The 16,468-nt window shown below is 57.1% G+C and carries 14 protein-coding genes and 2 riboswitches; of the genes, 1 reads left to right on the forward strand and 13 read right to left on the reverse strand.

Annotated elements, in window-relative coordinates; all coding sequences use genetic code 11:
- Positions 1-74 precede the first annotated feature (74 nt).
- The 7 genes from FHS72_RS00765 to FHS72_RS00795 form a co-directional block, all read right to left on the reverse strand.
- Entirely contained in the window at positions 75-764 is a 690-nt protein-coding gene (locus tag FHS72_RS00765; protein WP_183524073.1) for a thiamine ABC transporter ATP-binding protein, read from the reverse strand.
- The gene (locus tag FHS72_RS00770; RefSeq protein ID WP_183524076.1) at positions 751-2,277 is read right to left on the reverse strand and encodes a thiamine/thiamine pyrophosphate ABC transporter permease ThiP; all 1,527 of its coding nucleotides are present in this window, start codon (positions 2,275-2,277) and stop codon (positions 751-753) included. The genes FHS72_RS00765 and FHS72_RS00770 overlap by 14 nt, the downstream gene beginning before the upstream one ends.
- Complete coding sequence (gene thiB / locus FHS72_RS00775; protein ID WP_183524079.1) at positions 2,253-3,239, reverse strand: thiamine ABC transporter substrate binding subunit; 987 nt, start codon at positions 3,237-3,239, stop codon at positions 2,253-2,255. The genes FHS72_RS00770 and thiB overlap by 25 nt, the downstream gene beginning before the upstream one ends.
- Before the next feature lie 37 nt (positions 3,240-3,276).
- Positions 3,277-3,376: riboswitch (TPP riboswitch) on the reverse strand.
- Between the two features lie 63 nt (positions 3,377-3,439).
- Entirely contained in the window at positions 3,440-4,201 is a 762-nt protein-coding gene (locus FHS72_RS00780) for an ATP-binding cassette domain-containing protein (protein WP_183524082.1), read from the reverse strand.
- A complete protein-coding gene (locus tag FHS72_RS00785) occupies positions 4,198-5,142 on the reverse strand; it encodes an iron chelate uptake ABC transporter family permease subunit (RefSeq protein WP_183524085.1) in 945 nt (314 codons plus the stop codon). The genes FHS72_RS00780 and FHS72_RS00785 overlap by 4 nt, the downstream gene beginning before the upstream one ends.
- Positions 5,135-6,079, reverse strand: coding sequence for an ABC transporter permease (locus tag FHS72_RS00790; RefSeq protein WP_343042615.1), 945 nt, complete (start codon positions 6,077-6,079; stop codon positions 5,135-5,137). Before FHS72_RS00790 ends, FHS72_RS00785 begins: the two co-directional genes overlap by 8 nt.
- Before the next feature lie 14 nt (positions 6,080-6,093).
- Positions 6,094-6,990, reverse strand: coding sequence for a siderophore ABC transporter substrate-binding protein (locus tag FHS72_RS00795; RefSeq protein WP_183524088.1), 897 nt, complete (start codon positions 6,988-6,990; stop codon positions 6,094-6,096).
- A 101-nt stretch (positions 6,991-7,091) separates the two neighbouring features.
- Between FHS72_RS00795 and FHS72_RS00800 the strand changes: the two genes are divergently transcribed.
- Positions 7,092-7,385, forward strand: a complete 294-nt coding sequence (locus tag FHS72_RS00800) for a DUF2218 domain-containing protein (protein WP_183524091.1) — start codon at positions 7,092-7,094, stop codon at positions 7,383-7,385.
- On the opposite strand, the gene FHS72_RS00805 is transcribed toward FHS72_RS00800, so the two are convergent.
- From FHS72_RS00805 to FHS72_RS00830, 6 genes are all read right to left on the reverse strand, one after another.
- Positions 7,382-7,993 (reverse strand): TetR/AcrR family transcriptional regulator, encoded by a 612-nt coding sequence (locus FHS72_RS00805; RefSeq protein ID WP_183524094.1) that lies wholly within the window; start codon positions 7,991-7,993, stop codon positions 7,382-7,384. The two genes, FHS72_RS00800 and FHS72_RS00805, sit on opposite strands and share 4 nt — an antisense overlap.
- Before the next feature lie 3 nt (positions 7,994-7,996).
- Positions 7,997-8,641: a DsbA family oxidoreductase gene (locus FHS72_RS00810; RefSeq protein ID WP_183524097.1), complete on the reverse strand. Its 645-nt coding sequence runs from the start codon at positions 8,639-8,641 to the stop codon at positions 7,997-7,999.
- 79 nt (positions 8,642-8,720) lie between these two features.
- Positions 8,721-9,290, reverse strand: coding sequence for a carboxymuconolactone decarboxylase family protein (locus FHS72_RS00815; protein ID WP_183524100.1), 570 nt, complete (start codon positions 9,288-9,290; stop codon positions 8,721-8,723).
- Between the two features lie 115 nt (positions 9,291-9,405).
- Entirely contained in the window at positions 9,406-12,495 is a 3,090-nt protein-coding gene (locus tag FHS72_RS00820; RefSeq protein WP_183524103.1) for an efflux RND transporter permease subunit, read from the reverse strand.
- Positions 12,492-13,610: an efflux RND transporter periplasmic adaptor subunit gene (locus FHS72_RS00825; RefSeq protein ID WP_343042617.1), complete on the reverse strand. Its 1,119-nt coding sequence runs from the start codon at positions 13,608-13,610 to the stop codon at positions 12,492-12,494. The genes FHS72_RS00820 and FHS72_RS00825 overlap by 4 nt, the downstream gene beginning before the upstream one ends.
- A 259-nt stretch (positions 13,611-13,869) precedes the next feature.
- Positions 13,870-15,960 (reverse strand): putative bifunctional diguanylate cyclase/phosphodiesterase, encoded by a 2,091-nt coding sequence (locus FHS72_RS00830; protein ID WP_343042618.1) that lies wholly within the window; start codon positions 15,958-15,960, stop codon positions 13,870-13,872.
- A gap of 225 nt (positions 15,961-16,185) precedes the next feature.
- Positions 16,186-16,399, forward strand: a riboswitch (cobalamin riboswitch).
- The last annotated feature ends 69 nt before the right edge of the window (positions 16,400-16,468 follow it).

A 16,468-nucleotide genomic window follows, 5' to 3' on the forward strand; every position in this document is an offset into this window, starting at 1 on the left:
GCCAGATTGGTGGGCCTTTTGCGTTTGAAGGTCAGGGCCTGTGGTGTGGCATGGGCTTTGGGCTGATAGCGGAATCACCCCAAGTAAGCGCGTAGTGCTGGTGGTGGGTTTGCGAATATCTCTTCGCTGCTCACGGGCGCATGGGCCACACCGTCCGCGACCAAGATCACCTGATCCGCAAAGCGACGTGCATCGTCGGGGTCATGCGTCACAATCACAACTGATTTGCCAGCCTGCACTAATGTTTCGCGGACCAATCGCAGCATGTCGTCCTTCATCGCAGGCCCAAGTGCGGCGAAGGGTTCGTCTAGCAATACAAGCGGACGTTGCGACACGAGAACACGGGCAAGTGCCGCGCGGCTTTGTTGTCCGCCGGATAGCGCCGCTGGTTTGCGTGCGCCCAGATCGGTTAATCCCACATGATCGAGGGTGTCTGCGACCATCTGCTTTTGGTCCTGCGTCAGTCGCAGATCGGGCCGCAACCCAAGCCCGACATTCTGCTGGATTGTCAGATGCGGAAACAGGTTATTGTCTTGGAACAGCATGTTGACTGGGCGTTTGGCTGGCGAGGTTCCGGTGAGCACTTGGTTATCCCACAGAACGCGGCCTTTGGACGGTTCAAAGAAACCAGCTATGCCTGCCAGCAACGTTGATTTGCCGCCACCTGACGGGCCGATCACCGCCGTGATGTCGGCTTGCAGCTGAAAATCTGCGGTCAGTTGGAACGTGCCTTGCGATAATGTCACCGCATCAAACGTCAGCATTTACGCGCCCTCCACGGTCACAAATCCAGAATAGCAACAGGCTAAGCGCGACGAGCAACAAGCCAGCCCCTGCTGCGGCCTCAAGCTGGTAGGCCCCCATTAACCGATACATGGCGAGTGGCAAGGTTGCGCCGGACTGGTCGGCAAACAAGGCAATCACGCCCAAATCGCCCATGGATAGTGCCGCTGCCAATCCCAGTGCAAAGCCCATTGGTCGCCGGATGCGGGGCAAGATCAGCAGGCGCAGCCGTGTCCAGCCCGTCAACCCAAGTTGATCCGCGAGCCGTCCGTAGTCTGCGACAACCGAGTCGATAGCGGGGGAAAGCGACCGTAATGCGAAGGGTAAAGCTAAGGTTGCGTTGACAAGTGCTGTGACGGGCAGCGCTAAATCGGACGGGCGCACGAAGGGAAATACGATCAGGAACAAGCCTGTGCCGACGACTAGTCCGGAGGCGGCCAACGGCAGAACGCCGATAATTGCGACCATGCGGCCGCCATGCAGCGCGAGGGCTAAGGCCATTCCGACACATAGAATTGCGGACACGAGCGCCACCCCGATTGACCGGATCGCCGCGGCGAATACGCTAGGTGGCAGGTCGAACAGGCCGGGGATGCCTTTGATCACGACCATGCTGAGCGGGACGATTAAGAACAACGCGGCGGCGGTGATCCACGTAAAGTCCCAAACTTTTGAGCCATCCCAACGTTGCACAACGCGGTCAAGCCCTGCGCCGAAGCCGTCAACTGCCGTGACTTTCCACGCCACCACTGCCGCAATCGCGCAGATGACGAATTGCACGCAAGCCAGCAGGGCGGCGCGACCAAGGTCAAAATCAAAGCGGATCGCTTGGAAAATGGCGAGTTCGACGGTTGTTGCTTTGGGCCCACCGCCAAGAGTCAGGGCGACGGCGAAACTTGTGAGGCATATCAGGAAGATAACGAGGAATGTACCCGGCACGACAGCGCGTAGCATTGGCCATTCCAGTAGTCGTCCGACTGGTGCATTCAGTGACGCCGCAAGTCGGAACCGTTCCGCTGGTATTGCGAGCCAGCCTTGCAGGAGGAACCGTGTGGCGAGTGGTAGGTTAAAGAAAACATGCGCAAGAACGACGCCGTGAAAGCCATAGATCGAGACTTCGGGTAGTCCTATAGAGCCGAATGCGTCGTTCAGGATGCCGCCGCGACCAAATACGGCGAGCAGGCCTAGAACGGCGACAATCACGGGTAAAATGAACGGCGCACCGAGTAGCGTGATTAACGCGCCACGCCCCCAAAACGACCGCCGCGCGAGTGCGCGTGCAACGGGGATCGCCAGCAAGACGCTGACCAAGGCCGAAACCAATGCTTGTGACATCGTGAATTGGATCGCCGCCCAATCGGCAGCGGATAGGCCGGTGCCGACCTCGGCCCGTATCGCGACTGCGATTAACGTGCCCAAGGTCAGTGCCAGCACCAACGCCCCCGCCAGATTGGCGGGGGTGCGGCTGATTATTGCGACAGGGCTTCGCGCCATTCGGCCAATGCCTCGTCTCGGATTGCCAGCGCGTCTTCTGGTGTTTTCAAGAGAGACAGCTCTGGGACGACCAGCGTGTCAAACCCCTCGGGCAAACCGTCCGCAGGTGTTGCAGCCGGATACATCCAGTTTGTCGTCGGGATGATGGACTGGAAACCGTCAGAGACCATGAACGCCAAGAATTGGTCTGCGATTTCGGGCACGTTCGTGCCTGCGACTTTACCCGCGACTTCGACCTGCATGTAGTGGCCGTCATCAAACGCCCATGCGACTTTGCTGGCGTCATCTTCGGCGATCAAGTGGTAGGCGGGCGAGGTCGTGTAGGACAGCACTGCGTCAGCTTCGCCATCGATGAACAACCCGTAGGCTTCGGACCAGCCGGGTGTCACGGTGATGATATTATCAGCGAGGTCGGCCCAGAATTGTGGGGCGTCGTCGCCGTAGACGTCTTTGACCCACAAGAGCAGACCAAGGCCGGGTGTTGATGACCGTGGATCTTGGATCACGATTTTGATGTCGCTATCGGCCAAGGCCTGTAGCGATGTGGGTGCTTCTGCGCCTTCGTTGCCGACAAAGGCGAAGTAGCTCCAATCATAGGGTAGAAATTCGGTGTCGGTCCAACCCAGCGGCAGGGTTAATTCTGCTTCAATCCCGTGCGGCGCGAACAAGCCTGTTTCACGTGCCGCAGCAGTCAGGTTTGTATCGAGGCCAAGCACGATGTCGGCTTCGGTCCGCAACCCTTCGAGCTGCAAGCGTGCGAGCAATGCAGCACCGTCGCCTGCGCCTACGAATTCCAGATCGCAGGCACAGGTTTCTTCAAACGCCGCCTCAATCGCAGGGCCGGGGCCCCATTCTGTGGTAAAGCTATCGTAGGTGAGGACAGTCAATTTCGGGACCTCTGCCGTGGCTACAGTAGCCACACAAAGTCCCGCAACAGCTGTCAGATAGGTCGTTTTCAACATCGTATCCTCCAAATGTGACGGGCGGATTGGGGGGATAGCGGATGTGCTAAACCTTCCCTCCGCCGGTCTTAACCGGTTCAGGTTCGACGGGTCAGCTTGCGCAGTCTCAGCCATAAAAGGCCCCCCGAGGTGCTGCTTTGGTAGGATGGATTATCTATGGGGGCAAGGGATCGTTTGTAGAAGGCGTGGTTAAGAGAGGCTTAGCACGGCACCACGACGTCGCGGCCGCCAAAGCGTTCGATGGCGAGGCCTGTGCCGAACAGGTCGCTGAGCATCGGACCTGTCATGGCAAGGACACGTGGTCCCGTTGTCACGAGCTGTCCGTTTTTAAGGGCGACGATCCGGTCTGCGTAGCGAGCAGTTACGCTGAGATCGTGCAGGACGATAACAACGCTACGTTGGTTTTCGCCCGGTCGGGTAAGCGCGTGTAAGCGGTCCATGATGTCGCGCACGTGGCGCGGATCAAGGGCCGACAGCGGCTCGTCCAGCAAAAGCCACGGTGTTTCTTGTGCCCATGCCATTGCGACAAACGCGCGCTGCCGTTGACCGCCTGACAATTCATCCAAGCGCCTGTCGGCGAGTGTGACGAGATCAAAGGCTTCGATCGATTCTTCGATTTTACGGTGGTCTTCGTCTTTGGGGCGGCCTTTATGGTGTGTCCAACGTCCGAAGCTGACGAGATCGCGCACAGTCAAACGTGCAGTGACCTGTTCATTTTGCGCGAGCAATGCGACGTGGCTCGCCCGTTCAGGTGGACGGGCGCGGATCATATCGCAGCCTTCGACCGTCACCGATCCTTGTGACGGTGTGATTAGTCCTGCGATGGCATTCAGAAGCGTGGACTTGCCCGCGCCATTTGGGCCGATCAATGCGGTGATGCCGCCTTGGCCAAATTTTAGGGACACATCCCTGAGGATATCCGCGCCATTTTTGGTGATCGACAGGTTATCGAGCTGGATCATAGTCGTGGCCTTCGCAGAACGAGGAAGAGGAAGAGCGCACCGCCTGCAAATTCGACGATGACGGTGAGGGTCGATTGCAGACCGAGTAGGCGTTCGAAAACGAACTGACCCGCAACGAGGATGATCGCGCCGATGATGGCGGCGGCGGGCAGCAGGCGTGCGTGTCGCCACGTTGATAAGACCGCGTGGGCTAGGCTGGATGCGAGCAAGCCGAGGAACGTGATGGGACCAACAAGGGCGGTTGATGTTGCGACGAGCAATGCGACGATGCCGAGTGCCACGAACACCATGCGGTCGTAGTCGAGCCCGAGCGGCAGTGCGGTGCGGCGGCCAAGTGCCATCAGATCAAGTGATCGCGCGATGCTGAGTGCCGCGACGAGGCACAGCACAAGAATGACGCTTGCGATTGCAAGTTGGGTTTTGTCGACGGCACCAAATGTCGCAAAGCTTGCTTGTTGGACGATTGAAAACTCGGACGGGTCGAGCAGGCGTTGCGCTAATCCGGCGAGCCCGCGCAGCAGTACGCCGATGATGACGCCTGTCAGGACGAGGCGCAGAATGTCGTCGGCCCCTTTGCGCAGTAGGATGCTGAATAGCGCGAGTGCGGCCAGAACGAGGACGGTTGTTTCGACGCCGAACTGGGCGAGGGCAGGCAATCGTGCGAAACCTGCGCCGCCCAATGTGAGAACGAGCATGGTTTGGATGAACACAAAGAGCGCGTCAAATCCGACGATGCCGGGTGTTAACATGCGGTTTGCGGCGATGGTTTGAAATAGGACTGTGGCGGTCCCGATCGCGGCACCGACCACGCAGAGTGCTGCGAACTTTGTGAAGCGCAGTGATAGGATAAAGCCCATCGGCGCACGTAGATTCCAGAACAGGAACAGTGCGGATACGAACGCCAAGAGGGCTGCGAGCAGTAAAATGCGACGATCAACCATGGGACCGCCTCGGTGCTGCATGCAGCAGCCAAAGGAAGACCGCAGCGCCCAGAACGGCGAAAACCGTGCCGGCGGGGATCTCGTAGGGAAAGCGAATGATCCGCCCGATAATGTCGCAGGCCAGCACCATGGTCCCGCCCAGCCACGCCACCAGCGGCAAGTTGCGACGCAGATTATCGCCGCGCCAACGTGATACGATATTAGGCACGACGAGGCCGACAAAGGGGATCGACCCGACGCTGACCACGACGACGGCCACGATAATCGACACAAGGATCAAGCCAGCCAGCAGCGTTTGACGGTAATCTAGGCCGAGGCTGCGGGCCGCGTCTTCGCCCAACCCGAGCATGGTGATCCGGTCTGCAGCGAGCCAAACAAGTGTGGCGACCAAGGCGACGATCCAGAGCAATTCGTAACGGCCTTGCAGCACGCCCGAGAACTCTCCGCTTTGCCAAACGCCGATGTACTGGACCAAATCTGTCGTCCACGCGAGCCATAGCACTGCCGCGCCGATGATGCCGCCGTAGATCAACCCAACGAGCGGGAGTAGTACGGGATCGCGGCGCGGTACATGTCGCGCTAACCATAAAAATACGAGCGTGCCGACCAATGCGGCCCCTGCAGCGACGGACATTTTAACCATTAACGCAGCACCGGGGGCGATCAGGGTGACGATCAGCAACCCAAGCATTGCAGACTCAGGTGTGCCAACGAGGCTGGGTTCGACCAACCTGTTTTGAACGCTCATCTGCACGACAACACCAGCAAGCGCCAATCCTGCGCCTGCCAGTAGCGCCGCGAACGTGCGTGGTAGACGGCTGACGACCATCACCATTTGCCCGTCGAGGTCAGAGCCAAAAAGGTCAGCGACCCCAATAAGACAACTCGCCCCCACAAGGAGGGCGAGCGTCAAGGTCGCGTAAAGCCACAGTTTCACGAAATCGCCTCGCTTTAGTCGGCTGCAAACGCCGCTACGACTTCGTCAATTGTGCCCATCATGGACTGGTAACCGCCGCCGACAAGATAAAGCCGTGCGGAATCGAGGTAAACGATGTGACCTGCTTTGCCAGCCGCAGTGCCTGCAACCAGTGGGTTATCCAAGGTTACGGCTGCCGCTTCGCCGTCTTGGCCGATTGCTGCACCGCGATCGACGACGAAGATCCAATCAGGGTCGACGTCGGCGATGAATTCAAACGAAATGGCTTCGCCGTGCGTTTCTGCATTCAGCTCTGGGAAAGCTTCGGGCAAGCCAAGCGATGTGTGCAACCACCCAAAGCGCGAGTCGTCGCCGTAAGCGGAAACTTTGCCGCCATTGGTTAACACGATCAGCGCGTCGCCTTTTCCATCAACCGCTGTGCGGGCCGCGGCAATTGCATTGTCGAGGTCTGCGAGTAGGGCGGCTGATGCGTCTTCGCGATCAAACGCCGTGCCGTAGGCCGAAATACGTGCTTTCGCGTCGGCAAGCAGGTTGTCGCCAGAGATCGTCATGTCGATTGTCGGTGCGATCTGGGACAGCGGTTCGACCTGTGCTTGTGATCTGCCACCCGCGATGATGAAGTCGGGGGCCATGACGGCCAAAGCTTCGAAATCAGGCTCGAACAGCGTGCCGACTGTGGGCAAGCCGTCGATGACATCGGCGAGATACGCAGGCGGTGCGATTTTTGGTACGCCAGCAACGGACACGCCCAGTGCTGTCAACGTGTCGAGCGCCGCGAGATCAAATGTGACCACAGATTCGGGCGAAACAGGAACCGTCACTGGCCCGGCTGCGGTTTCTATTTCCGCTGTTTGAGCGAATGCCAATGTCGGTAAAACCGCAATGGCGAGCGTGGTTAATATGGTTTTCATTGGATGTCCTTCAGGTGGTCTGTGCGGGTCTCAGCGCCTAGACAAAGCCGAGTGAATCTGTCAGGTACTTTCTCCGACACAAATACTCAGGAATATGTGCGATGCAAGCCCCATTTTCGGACCAAGGTCGGTTCAAGACAAAAAACGCCAATCGCTACCTACAGCAGCTCTGCAAACACTTTGCGCATAAGATTGATGTTCAGTTTGATAAGACCGCAGGGACGGCGGTGTTTCCGTTCGGGCATGCCACGCTGACGGCGACTGATGCGGAGTTGATTGTCGATTTGACAGCTGACACTGCAGGCGGGATTGATCGCGGGCGTGTTGCGATCGACAGCCACCTTGAGACATTCGCGTTTCGCGAGGCGTTCAAGACGATGGATTGGCGTGGTTAATGGCGCGCTTGGGACCGTGTCCCGAGGGTCAGCGTTTCGGCTGCCATATCTTCGGCCAAGGCGCTGATCATTTCGCGTGATGAACCGCGGTGCATTTCGACGCGCAGGGCTGTGATGTTGGCTTGGAAGCGACGCGCGAGCCGTTCCGGATCGGCGTTTTCAGGGATTTCGCCAGCATTTTGTGCCGCACGAAACACGTCCGTGATCTCGGCGCACATCTGATCAAGGTAGTCTTTTGACGCGGATGCAATTGTTTCATCGGTTGTGTTGGTGTCAACAAGGGTCTTGGTCAACATGCAGGCTTGGCGGGCGGCATCCGACTCTGGCAGGCTTGCGAAATTAATGTAGTGGCCAGCGAGGCCCGCAAGTGGGCTGTCGGCGCTGGCGATTTGGTCGCGGAACCCTTGGCGCGATATCGCGAAGTAACGCGACATCGCTAAGAGATAGAGGTTCTGTTTGCTCTCGAATGCGGCGTAGATACTGCCCGGTTTCAAGGTTAATGCCGCTTCGAGGTCTTTCAGAGACGTCGCGTGATAGCCCTTGCCCCAAAATAGGGTCATGGCCGCATCCAGTGCGGCGTCACGATCATAATTTGCGGTGCGGGCCATGGCTTATTCTTTCAACTCGGCAAGCTGCGTCAAAATGCTTTTGTAATTGTCTACGCCTTGGGCGCCGGTCACAAGGTGCTGACGGTCGAAAACAACCGCTGGAACACCGCTGATGCCCTGTTGCTGCCAAAACTGTTCGCCTTTGCGAACCTCGTCGGCGTAGCGTTGGTCATCCAATACAGCGGCGGCTTCGTCTCGGTCCAGCCCGATTTCGGCGGCGATATCGGCAAGCACGGTGTCATCCGACAGGTTGCGACGGTTGGTGAAATGCGCGGTGAACAGCGCCATTTTCAGATCGTGTTTGCGACCTTGGGTGTCTGCCCAAGCCAGCAACTGGTGCGTATTGAATGTGTTGTGCATCCGCGATTCGTCGGTCCACTGAAAATCAAATCCCAGATCGTCGCCAAGTGCGGCCATTTGCGCACGGCTTTCCAGTGATTGCTCGCGTGTAGAGCCGTACTTTTCCGAGATATGTTCGAACATGTCTTGGCCTTCGAGAGGCATCTGCGGGTTCAACTCGAACGGGTGCCAGTGAATTTCATGGTCGGTGCCTGACGCTTCAAGTGCCTGCTCAAGTTGGCGGTATCCGATGATACACCAAGGGCACATGACGTCAGAGATAATGTCGATACGAAGCGGCTTGGTCATGTCATTTCCTTCATGCAGGGGCGCTGGTCGGTCAGTGGGGGATGGTCTGGCGCGATACGCCAGACCAATACGTGAGTGGTTATTCGGCCGCAACGTTGCCGGATTTTTCCCAAGCGAACTTTTGGAACACTTGGTCAACTGGAGTCTTTGCGAAGTGGTTCGTGTAGTTCGACATCAGTTTTTGAGCCGCGCCCAAGATGATTTCGAGGATGTTGGTTTCGGTGAAACCCGCGTCCAAGAATGCCTGTGTGTCTGCGTCAGCGACGAAACCACGGTCGCGGAGCATCGCGAGTGTGAATGTGCGCAGTGCTTCGAGTTTCGCTGTCGGCAGTGGTGTTTCATCGCGCAAAGCGTCGGTGATTGCGTCGTCGACCTTCATCATTTTAGCGATGCCTGTGTGTGCTGGCACACAGTAATGGCAGCTGTTTTCGACGTTGATCGCCTGCCATACAACAGTTTTTTCTTCGTCTGTCAGGCTTGTCGCCATGAACTGCTGGTGAGCAAAGTTATACGCTGCAAGCAAAGGTGGCGCGTCTGCCATTGTGCCGTGCAGGCCAGGAATACGGCCATTGTTTTTCAAAGATGTTTCCAAAAGCGGCTTGGCGGCTTCTGGTGCGGATTCGATCGTGTGGATTTTAAAGTCAGTCATGGCGCGTCCTTTGATGCGTAGTTCTGTGGTGTCTATGCACACAGAACTACGCATTGTTGAGTGATTGCTCAAGTGTTAATTTTGAGCAATCACTCAAACGTGAGGGCGTGTCAGATTATGCGTCGGCTGTCGCATCCGATTCTTGGCGCAGTCGTTTCGCCGCAGACCCCGGTGCCGCACCCCAGACCGCGATCCAGCGATAGAAGATCGGCGTCAGGAACAGCGTGAACACGGTCGCAAAGCCTAGGCCGCCGACGATCACCCAGCCAACGGCGATCCGTGCTTCGGCACCTGCGCCAGAGGTCAGGATCAAGGGTAGGCCGCCGAACACGGTGGACACCATCGTCATCATCACAGGCCGGATACGCAGGCGCAGGGCATTCCGGATCGCGCTGTCGATGTCTTCGCCGGCTTCACGCAGTTGGTTGGCAAACTCGACGATCAGGATGCCGTTCTTGGCCATAACGCCGATCAACATCACAAGCCCGATCTGGCTGTAATAGTTCAGCGACCCGCCCGTTAGTGAAATCGCGAGCAAGGCAGCCGCGAGACCGAACGGCACCGTCAACATGATGACAACCGCACTGGCAAAGCTTTCGAATTGCGCGGCGAGAACCAGTAGGACAACGATTAGCGCCACGCCAAAGACCATGTACATACCAGCGGCGGTATCATCGAGCGTCGCCGCCTCGCCTGTGAACGTGATTGCCATGCCGTCGGGCAGGACGTCATCCGCAATAACGAGCAGTTGTTTCATAGCCGTGGACAGGTCCACGTTTTCGCCGAGGTTTGCCTGCAAGGACACGGCAAGCGAGCCGGCCAAGCGTTGGATTTGCGCATCGCTCACAACAGTTTGCAGCGAGGCTACGGCGGATAGTGGCACATAAGCACCGTTATCAAGGCGGATCGACATGGATTCGATGTCGGATGGATCGTCGATAGGCGGGCCGCCGGGCACGACATTAACGTCGACTTCGGTGTCATTGTTGAACACGGTCACAGCCACGTCGCCTTGCACCAAGGCACGCACGAGGCTGGTAACTTCGGCGCTATTCAGACCCATGGTGCCTGCGGCGGTGTCATCGACGGTGACTTCCAATTGCGCGTCGACGCTATCGCTGGACAGTTGTGGGTTCACGAAAGTGCTGTCTTGCGCCATCGCCGAAACCAAGCTGTCAGCCGCTGCGGTCATATCCGCGATGTTGTTACCAGTGACCGCGAAGCCAAGCCCGCTGCCGCCGCCACGGATGTTCAGACTGTTGGTGGACCGTGCGCTGACCTGCACACCCGGCACGGACGAAAGCCTGCCGCTGATCTTGCTGATAAGTTCTTGTTGCGTGAAGTCGCGGTCGGCCCAGTCCGGAAGGCGGACGACGATAAACGCGCTGGTCCCGCCGCCGACGCCGATGATGCTTTGAACCGCAGCAATTTCGCCGCTTGCAAGGTAAGGGGCAAGGATTTCTTCGACTTGAATGACTTGGGTGTCCAAGTAATCGACCGTCGTATCAGACGCACCACGCGCCTGAACAAGGAAAAAGCCGCGATCCTCTGTCGGGGTGACGGTTGATGGCAAGGTCGCAGCCGCGCCGATCGCGATCATGGCAAAGCCCAGCGCCACAGCCAGCACGATGATTGGCGTCCGGATTGCGTAATCCATGACCGCGTCAAAGCTGCGTGAAAGGCGGCTTGGTTTAGGTGTCGTCGCGTCGGCCTGCGTTTTGCCCGGATCGAGTAGGGCCGCCAAGACAGGTGCCAGCGTCAAAGCCGTAATCGATGACAAGGTCACAGCAAAGGCGAGCACGAAGCCAAATTCAGAGAACACACCGCCAGCTTGTCCGGGAAGGAACGAAATAGGGATGAATACCGCAGCAAGCGTTGCGGTGGTCGAAATTACGGCGAAGAACACTTCGTTCGTGCCAGCTGCAGCAGCCGCATAGGCGCCCATGCCGGATTTACGTTTCCGCACGATGTTTTCAATAACCACGATAGCGTCATCCACGACCATGCCTGTCGCCAAAACCAAGGCCAAAAGGCTGATTGTGTTGACGGAAAATCCAGTCAGCCAGATCGCGGCGAGCGTGCCGATTAGCGCCACGGGAATGGTTATAGCTGGGATCAACGTAGCACGCGGTGAGCGGAGGAACAGGAAAATCACGGCCACAACGATGACAGTTGCAAGAAGAATGGATTTCACCACCTCGTTGATTGATCCTTCGATGAAAATCCCATCGTCGGAGGTCACGAGCAACTGCACATTATAGGGCAGTGCGGCGCGCAGTTCTTCAACGGCCACACCAACGTCGCGCGAGATTTCCAGCGTATTGCCGACGGATTGCCGTGTGATATCAAGCCCAACCGCTGTTTCGCCGTTAACGCGAGCGTAGACGCTGCTGTCCTCGGGGATCAACTGGACAAAAGCGACATCGGCCACTTGGGTGGTGTCGTTGATCGGTAGGTCGTTGATTGTGGCAACTGTGACCTCTTCGTTGCCAACGCGCAGTGCAAGCGTTTGCGACGCGCTTTCCAGAGAGCCCAAGGCGGTATCGTCACGCAGTTGTGCCAGTGCAGTGGACACGTCAAAAATCGTGAGACCACGGCTGAGGAGGGACGGCATATTCAACGACACGCGGAATTCGTTCGCGCGATTGCCGCGCACAGTAACCTCGGCGATGCCGTCGATCAGTGAAAGGCGTTCGTACACCGCACCTTCGGCGATCTGCGTCAACTCGTCAAAGCTGGCGTCGCCCAATAGCGCGAGGCGGATAATCGCGTCGGAGTTGCTGTCGCTTTTGGTGACGCTGGGATCGTCCACGTCATCGGGCAGAGAGCGCAGCGTGTTTGATACGATCTCGCGGGCTTCGTTTGCAGCGACGTCAACGTCGGTCCCATCGGACAGGTCGATCGTGATGCGGCTGGAGCCGGTGCTGGAGGTCGATTCAATGTAGGACATGCCTTCCAACGCGCTGAGCGCGTCTTCGAGAACTTGGGTGACTTCACTATCGACTGTGGTTGCCACGGCACCATCATAGTTGGTGCGCACGGACAGGACGGGACGGTCGACGTCTGGCATTTCGCGAATATCGACGCTGGACAACGCAGCGAGGCCCGCAATGATAATCAGAAGGTTCAGGACAATCCCAAGGATCGGACGCGCGACAAAAATGTCAGCGAATCCGGCTTTGTGGGCGCGTTTCTCGATGCTCATGCGCCTTCTTCCACTCGTGTGCGGGCTGGGGCGACTTCGGCGCCTTCGCGAAGTTTCGCAGCCCCTTCGGTGACGATTCCCGCCCCAATCGGCGCTTCGGTTTCGATCCAGACCCGATCCGCATCACGGTAGCGAATGGTGGCCGCAACGCGCACGGCCTTGCCGTCTTGCGACATCCAGATGCCAGCGCCCGTGCGGTCCCAAGTGACCGCAGTCGCGGGGACGACGGGTAGGGGATCTGTTTCGTCGATCATGCGGGTGGCGAGGGTCATGCCGGACAATAGCAAACCTTCGGAATTGTCGATTTCGGCTTGTACGGTCACGCTACGTGTCACGCTGTCGAGGCGGCTGTCAAAGGCGGTGATGCTGCCCTCGAACACGCGGCCCGTATAGGTTGGGGTGGACACGGACACGGGCTTGCCTTCGGCCAAAAGCCCGACAGAGCGTTCGGGGACTTCGAATTCTGCAAAAATTGTGGTGGTGTCATCGACAGTGACGATGGTCTGACCCGCTGTCAGGCGGTCGCCGACGTTCACTTCACTGAGGCCAAGACGTCCGGAAATCGGCGCGACGACTGTGCGGTTTTCAAGGTCGAGTTCGGCCAATCCGACGTTGGCTTCGGCCAAGCGCAGGGCAACTGCGGCTTCGGACAGCGCAACGTCAGTGACCACAGAACTGCCGTTTGTGTGCAGCCCTTCGTAGCGGGTGACGGTGGCTTGTGCCTGATCGCGCTCGGCTTGTGCGATTTCCAGTGACAGGCGCTCGGTCCGATCATCGAGGCGCAAAATTACATCGCCTTTTTCGACCAAGGCATTGGCACGTAACGCTGTTTCGACAACTTCGCCCGCTTCGGTTGCGACAACATCGGCGCGGAATAGCGAAATAGCGCTACCAACCGTGCGCAGGGTCAGCGTGTAGCTGTGTTCCTCAAGTGGGGATAGCACGACAGTTGTTGCCCGGCTTTGTCCGCGTCCGCCGCCGCCTTGACCGCCACGCGGGGTGGCTTCTGCTTCTTGCGGCTGCTCGGTGCTGCCTAAAAGCTGCGAAACCTGGTCCGGAACGCCGAACGCGATACTATAAGCCCCTGCCAGAACGGCCGCTGAAAGAAGTGTCACAAAAAAATGTTTCAAAGTTTTGGCCGTCCCTAAATCCGTTTCGTCTGCAATGACGCAGCAATCACCGGCACAGCCAATCCAAACCGATCATCGGGTGGGTCCGGCTGCGCGTCTATGATCTTACGTAGCACCAAATATTTTCCGTCGAAAGAAAATCGCGGGGACATCACTATTTTGTGCCAACGGGCGATTTAAAGTGTGGCGGGCAGGTTAAAACGCTGTGCGGAATGCTGTTTTGGAAGGCGGAAAGGGGATTGGTTTACGCGTTGGGTGCGTTTGCCGTTTTTGCTGATGGCGCGGCGGGCTTAATGGCGCTGGCGTCAAATGAGGTTTGTAATCGCAAGAGTGGCACTGGTTTCGAGAAATAATACCCTTGGACTTGCGTGCATCCTTCGGCAAGCAACCAATCGTATTCTGCTTGTGTCTCGACACCTTCGGCGACTGCCGTTGCGCCGACTTGTTTTGCCAAGGTTAAGATCAGTTGGATGATCGGGCCGGACTCGGGCAGTTGACTGACGAACGACTTGTCAATTTTGATGCAGTTCAGTGGAAACCGCGAGATATAAGACAAGTTTGAATATCCGGTCCCGAAGTCATCAATCGCAATCCGGTACCCCATCTCGACGATTTCCTGCAGCTTTTCAGCGATTTTATTGTGGTCGCCAAACAGAACGTTCTCGGTGATTTCGAGTTCGATTTTATGGCGCGGAAAGCCGGGTGTTTTTGTGAACGCCTTCAACGCGTCCATCAGTTGGGTGCCCTGAAACTGGCGCGGGGAAATGTTGATAGAGACGCCCATGTCGATGCCGGCATTTGCCCATGCCAAGGCTTGCTTGCAGCCTATGTCCAAGACGATTTTGCCTAAATCTTCGATCATGCCGGTTTCTTCGCAGATCGGTATGAAATTATCTGGCATGATGAGCCCGCGATCTGGATGTTCCCAGCGCACGAGAGCCTCAACCGAGACAGTTTGCCCGTTTGGCAGATGGACGCGCGGCTGGTAGTGCAGGATAAATTCGTTTTGCGCGATGCCGCGTCTGATATCTGCTTCGATCAAGCGCCGTTCTTTGTCGATGGCACCGATTTCCTCGTTGAAATAAGTCGCCTGATCTCGGCCGGATTGTTTTGAAACGTACAGGGCGATGTCCGCGTTGCGCAGCGCTGTGTCGAATTCAATGCCGTGCGGTTCAAAGGTCGTGACGCCGAGGCTGACTGTGACGTTCACATGGGTCGCGGCGTTGCGGATCGGTTCGCCAAAGGCGCGTTGCAATTCGTCGATTTTGTTGGAAATGTCGTCGGGGGAGGTTGCATCGTGCAGAAGAATGACAAATTCATCGCCACCGAGACGCCCAAGCAGGTCATCGTTTCGCAGCAATTTACGTGCGCGATGCGCTAGTTTTTTCAACACGATGTCGCCCATCTCGTGGCCGATTTCGTCGTTTATTGTCTTAAATTTATCGATGTCAAAGTACAAAAGAGCGCACTTGCCTGAGTTGGTGGTCATCAGGGTGTCGAAATGTTGCTGGATATAGTTGCGGTTGTAACATCCTGTCAGTTGATCACGATCCGCGAGATACCGTGCTTTGTCCTTCGCGACTTTGAGTTCGCTCACGTCGGTCGCTGTGACAAGGACTGCTGGTTTGCCCGTGACCGCGTCCAGACACCGTTTCGCTGAAATATCATACCACCGCGCGCCAATTCCGGTGTGGGCTTGGGTGACGAGCCGATGTTCGCCGGTATTGTGGATCGCAGCCATGACATTGTCGTAGTCGGTGCGATCCATGAATATGTCAGAGAAGACGTGTTGTGATCCGACGGCTGCGTTGCGCGCGGCGGGGTTCATGTAAAGCAAGTCACCGTCCATCGCGTATTGGGTGATCATGACGTCGGTGTGCAGCAACGCTTCGGCGCTGCGAATGTTTTCGGGTTCTGCCTCGGACCCGTCTAGCACCTCGCAAAACATAGCCATGCGACCGCCGTCCAGTCGAATGCCGCTGTAGGCGACCATGACGCTAGTTGGTTGGCCGTTCGGATATAACGTCCATTGTTCGGTGAATACGGAATCGTATTCGATAAAATCTACTTGGTATTGCTGCAATCGCCGCTTTACCGCGGGGGACATGTTCTGGCTTAGATCGCGGGCGCAGAGTTCTTGTTCGTTGTTGGCCTGCCATAGCATAAAGGCGGGCGCGTTCGCGAAGACGATGCGCGAATTGTCGATGTCGAATACCCAAACGGGTGCCTTGAGACGCCGGATGAGGGAAAATCGATCTTGGATTGCCGTATCTAGGCCAGTCGCGGGACCAGCGCATAGCGTTGTTGATGAAGGTTCGATGCGTATGTTTTTCACGGAGAATGTCGCTATCCAGCCAAATGAAATGGTAAAGCATCACTCTGGCCAAGCTCAAGCAGTTGCTTGATCGCAGCATGAAATCGCGCTCGTTCGTTCTTTTTAGTGTCTGCCAGAAGTGTAAATTCAAAAGGTTAAGAAATGGTTATCCGTCACCAGAATAACCGTCACGTTGCGAAATGAAATTTTTTGGCGTTTGATCGCGTTGCCAAACCGACTGCTTTGTGGTTCGGTGTCGGGGATGGTTTCTGGCACCCAAAGCGGTGTCTGGAATGAAAAGGGAATACGGTGAGGAATAGCCAACAGGCGCCAAAACCGTGACTGCCCCCGCAACTGTAAGCGGTTAGCGACGCCTAATATGCCACTGAGACAGCTCTCGGGAAGGTTGGCCAAGCTTTGACCCGCGAGTCAGGAGACCTGCCATCAGATGTAACACATTCGGACGGGGCGTCCGAAGGAGACAGCTGATGATGGATTTGATCCAGACCCACTTCTGTTTGCTCGACCC

The sequence above is a fragment of the Yoonia ponticola genome, assembly GCF_014199395.1.
Lineage (GTDB): Bacteria > Pseudomonadota > Alphaproteobacteria > Rhodobacterales > Rhodobacteraceae > Yoonia > Yoonia ponticola.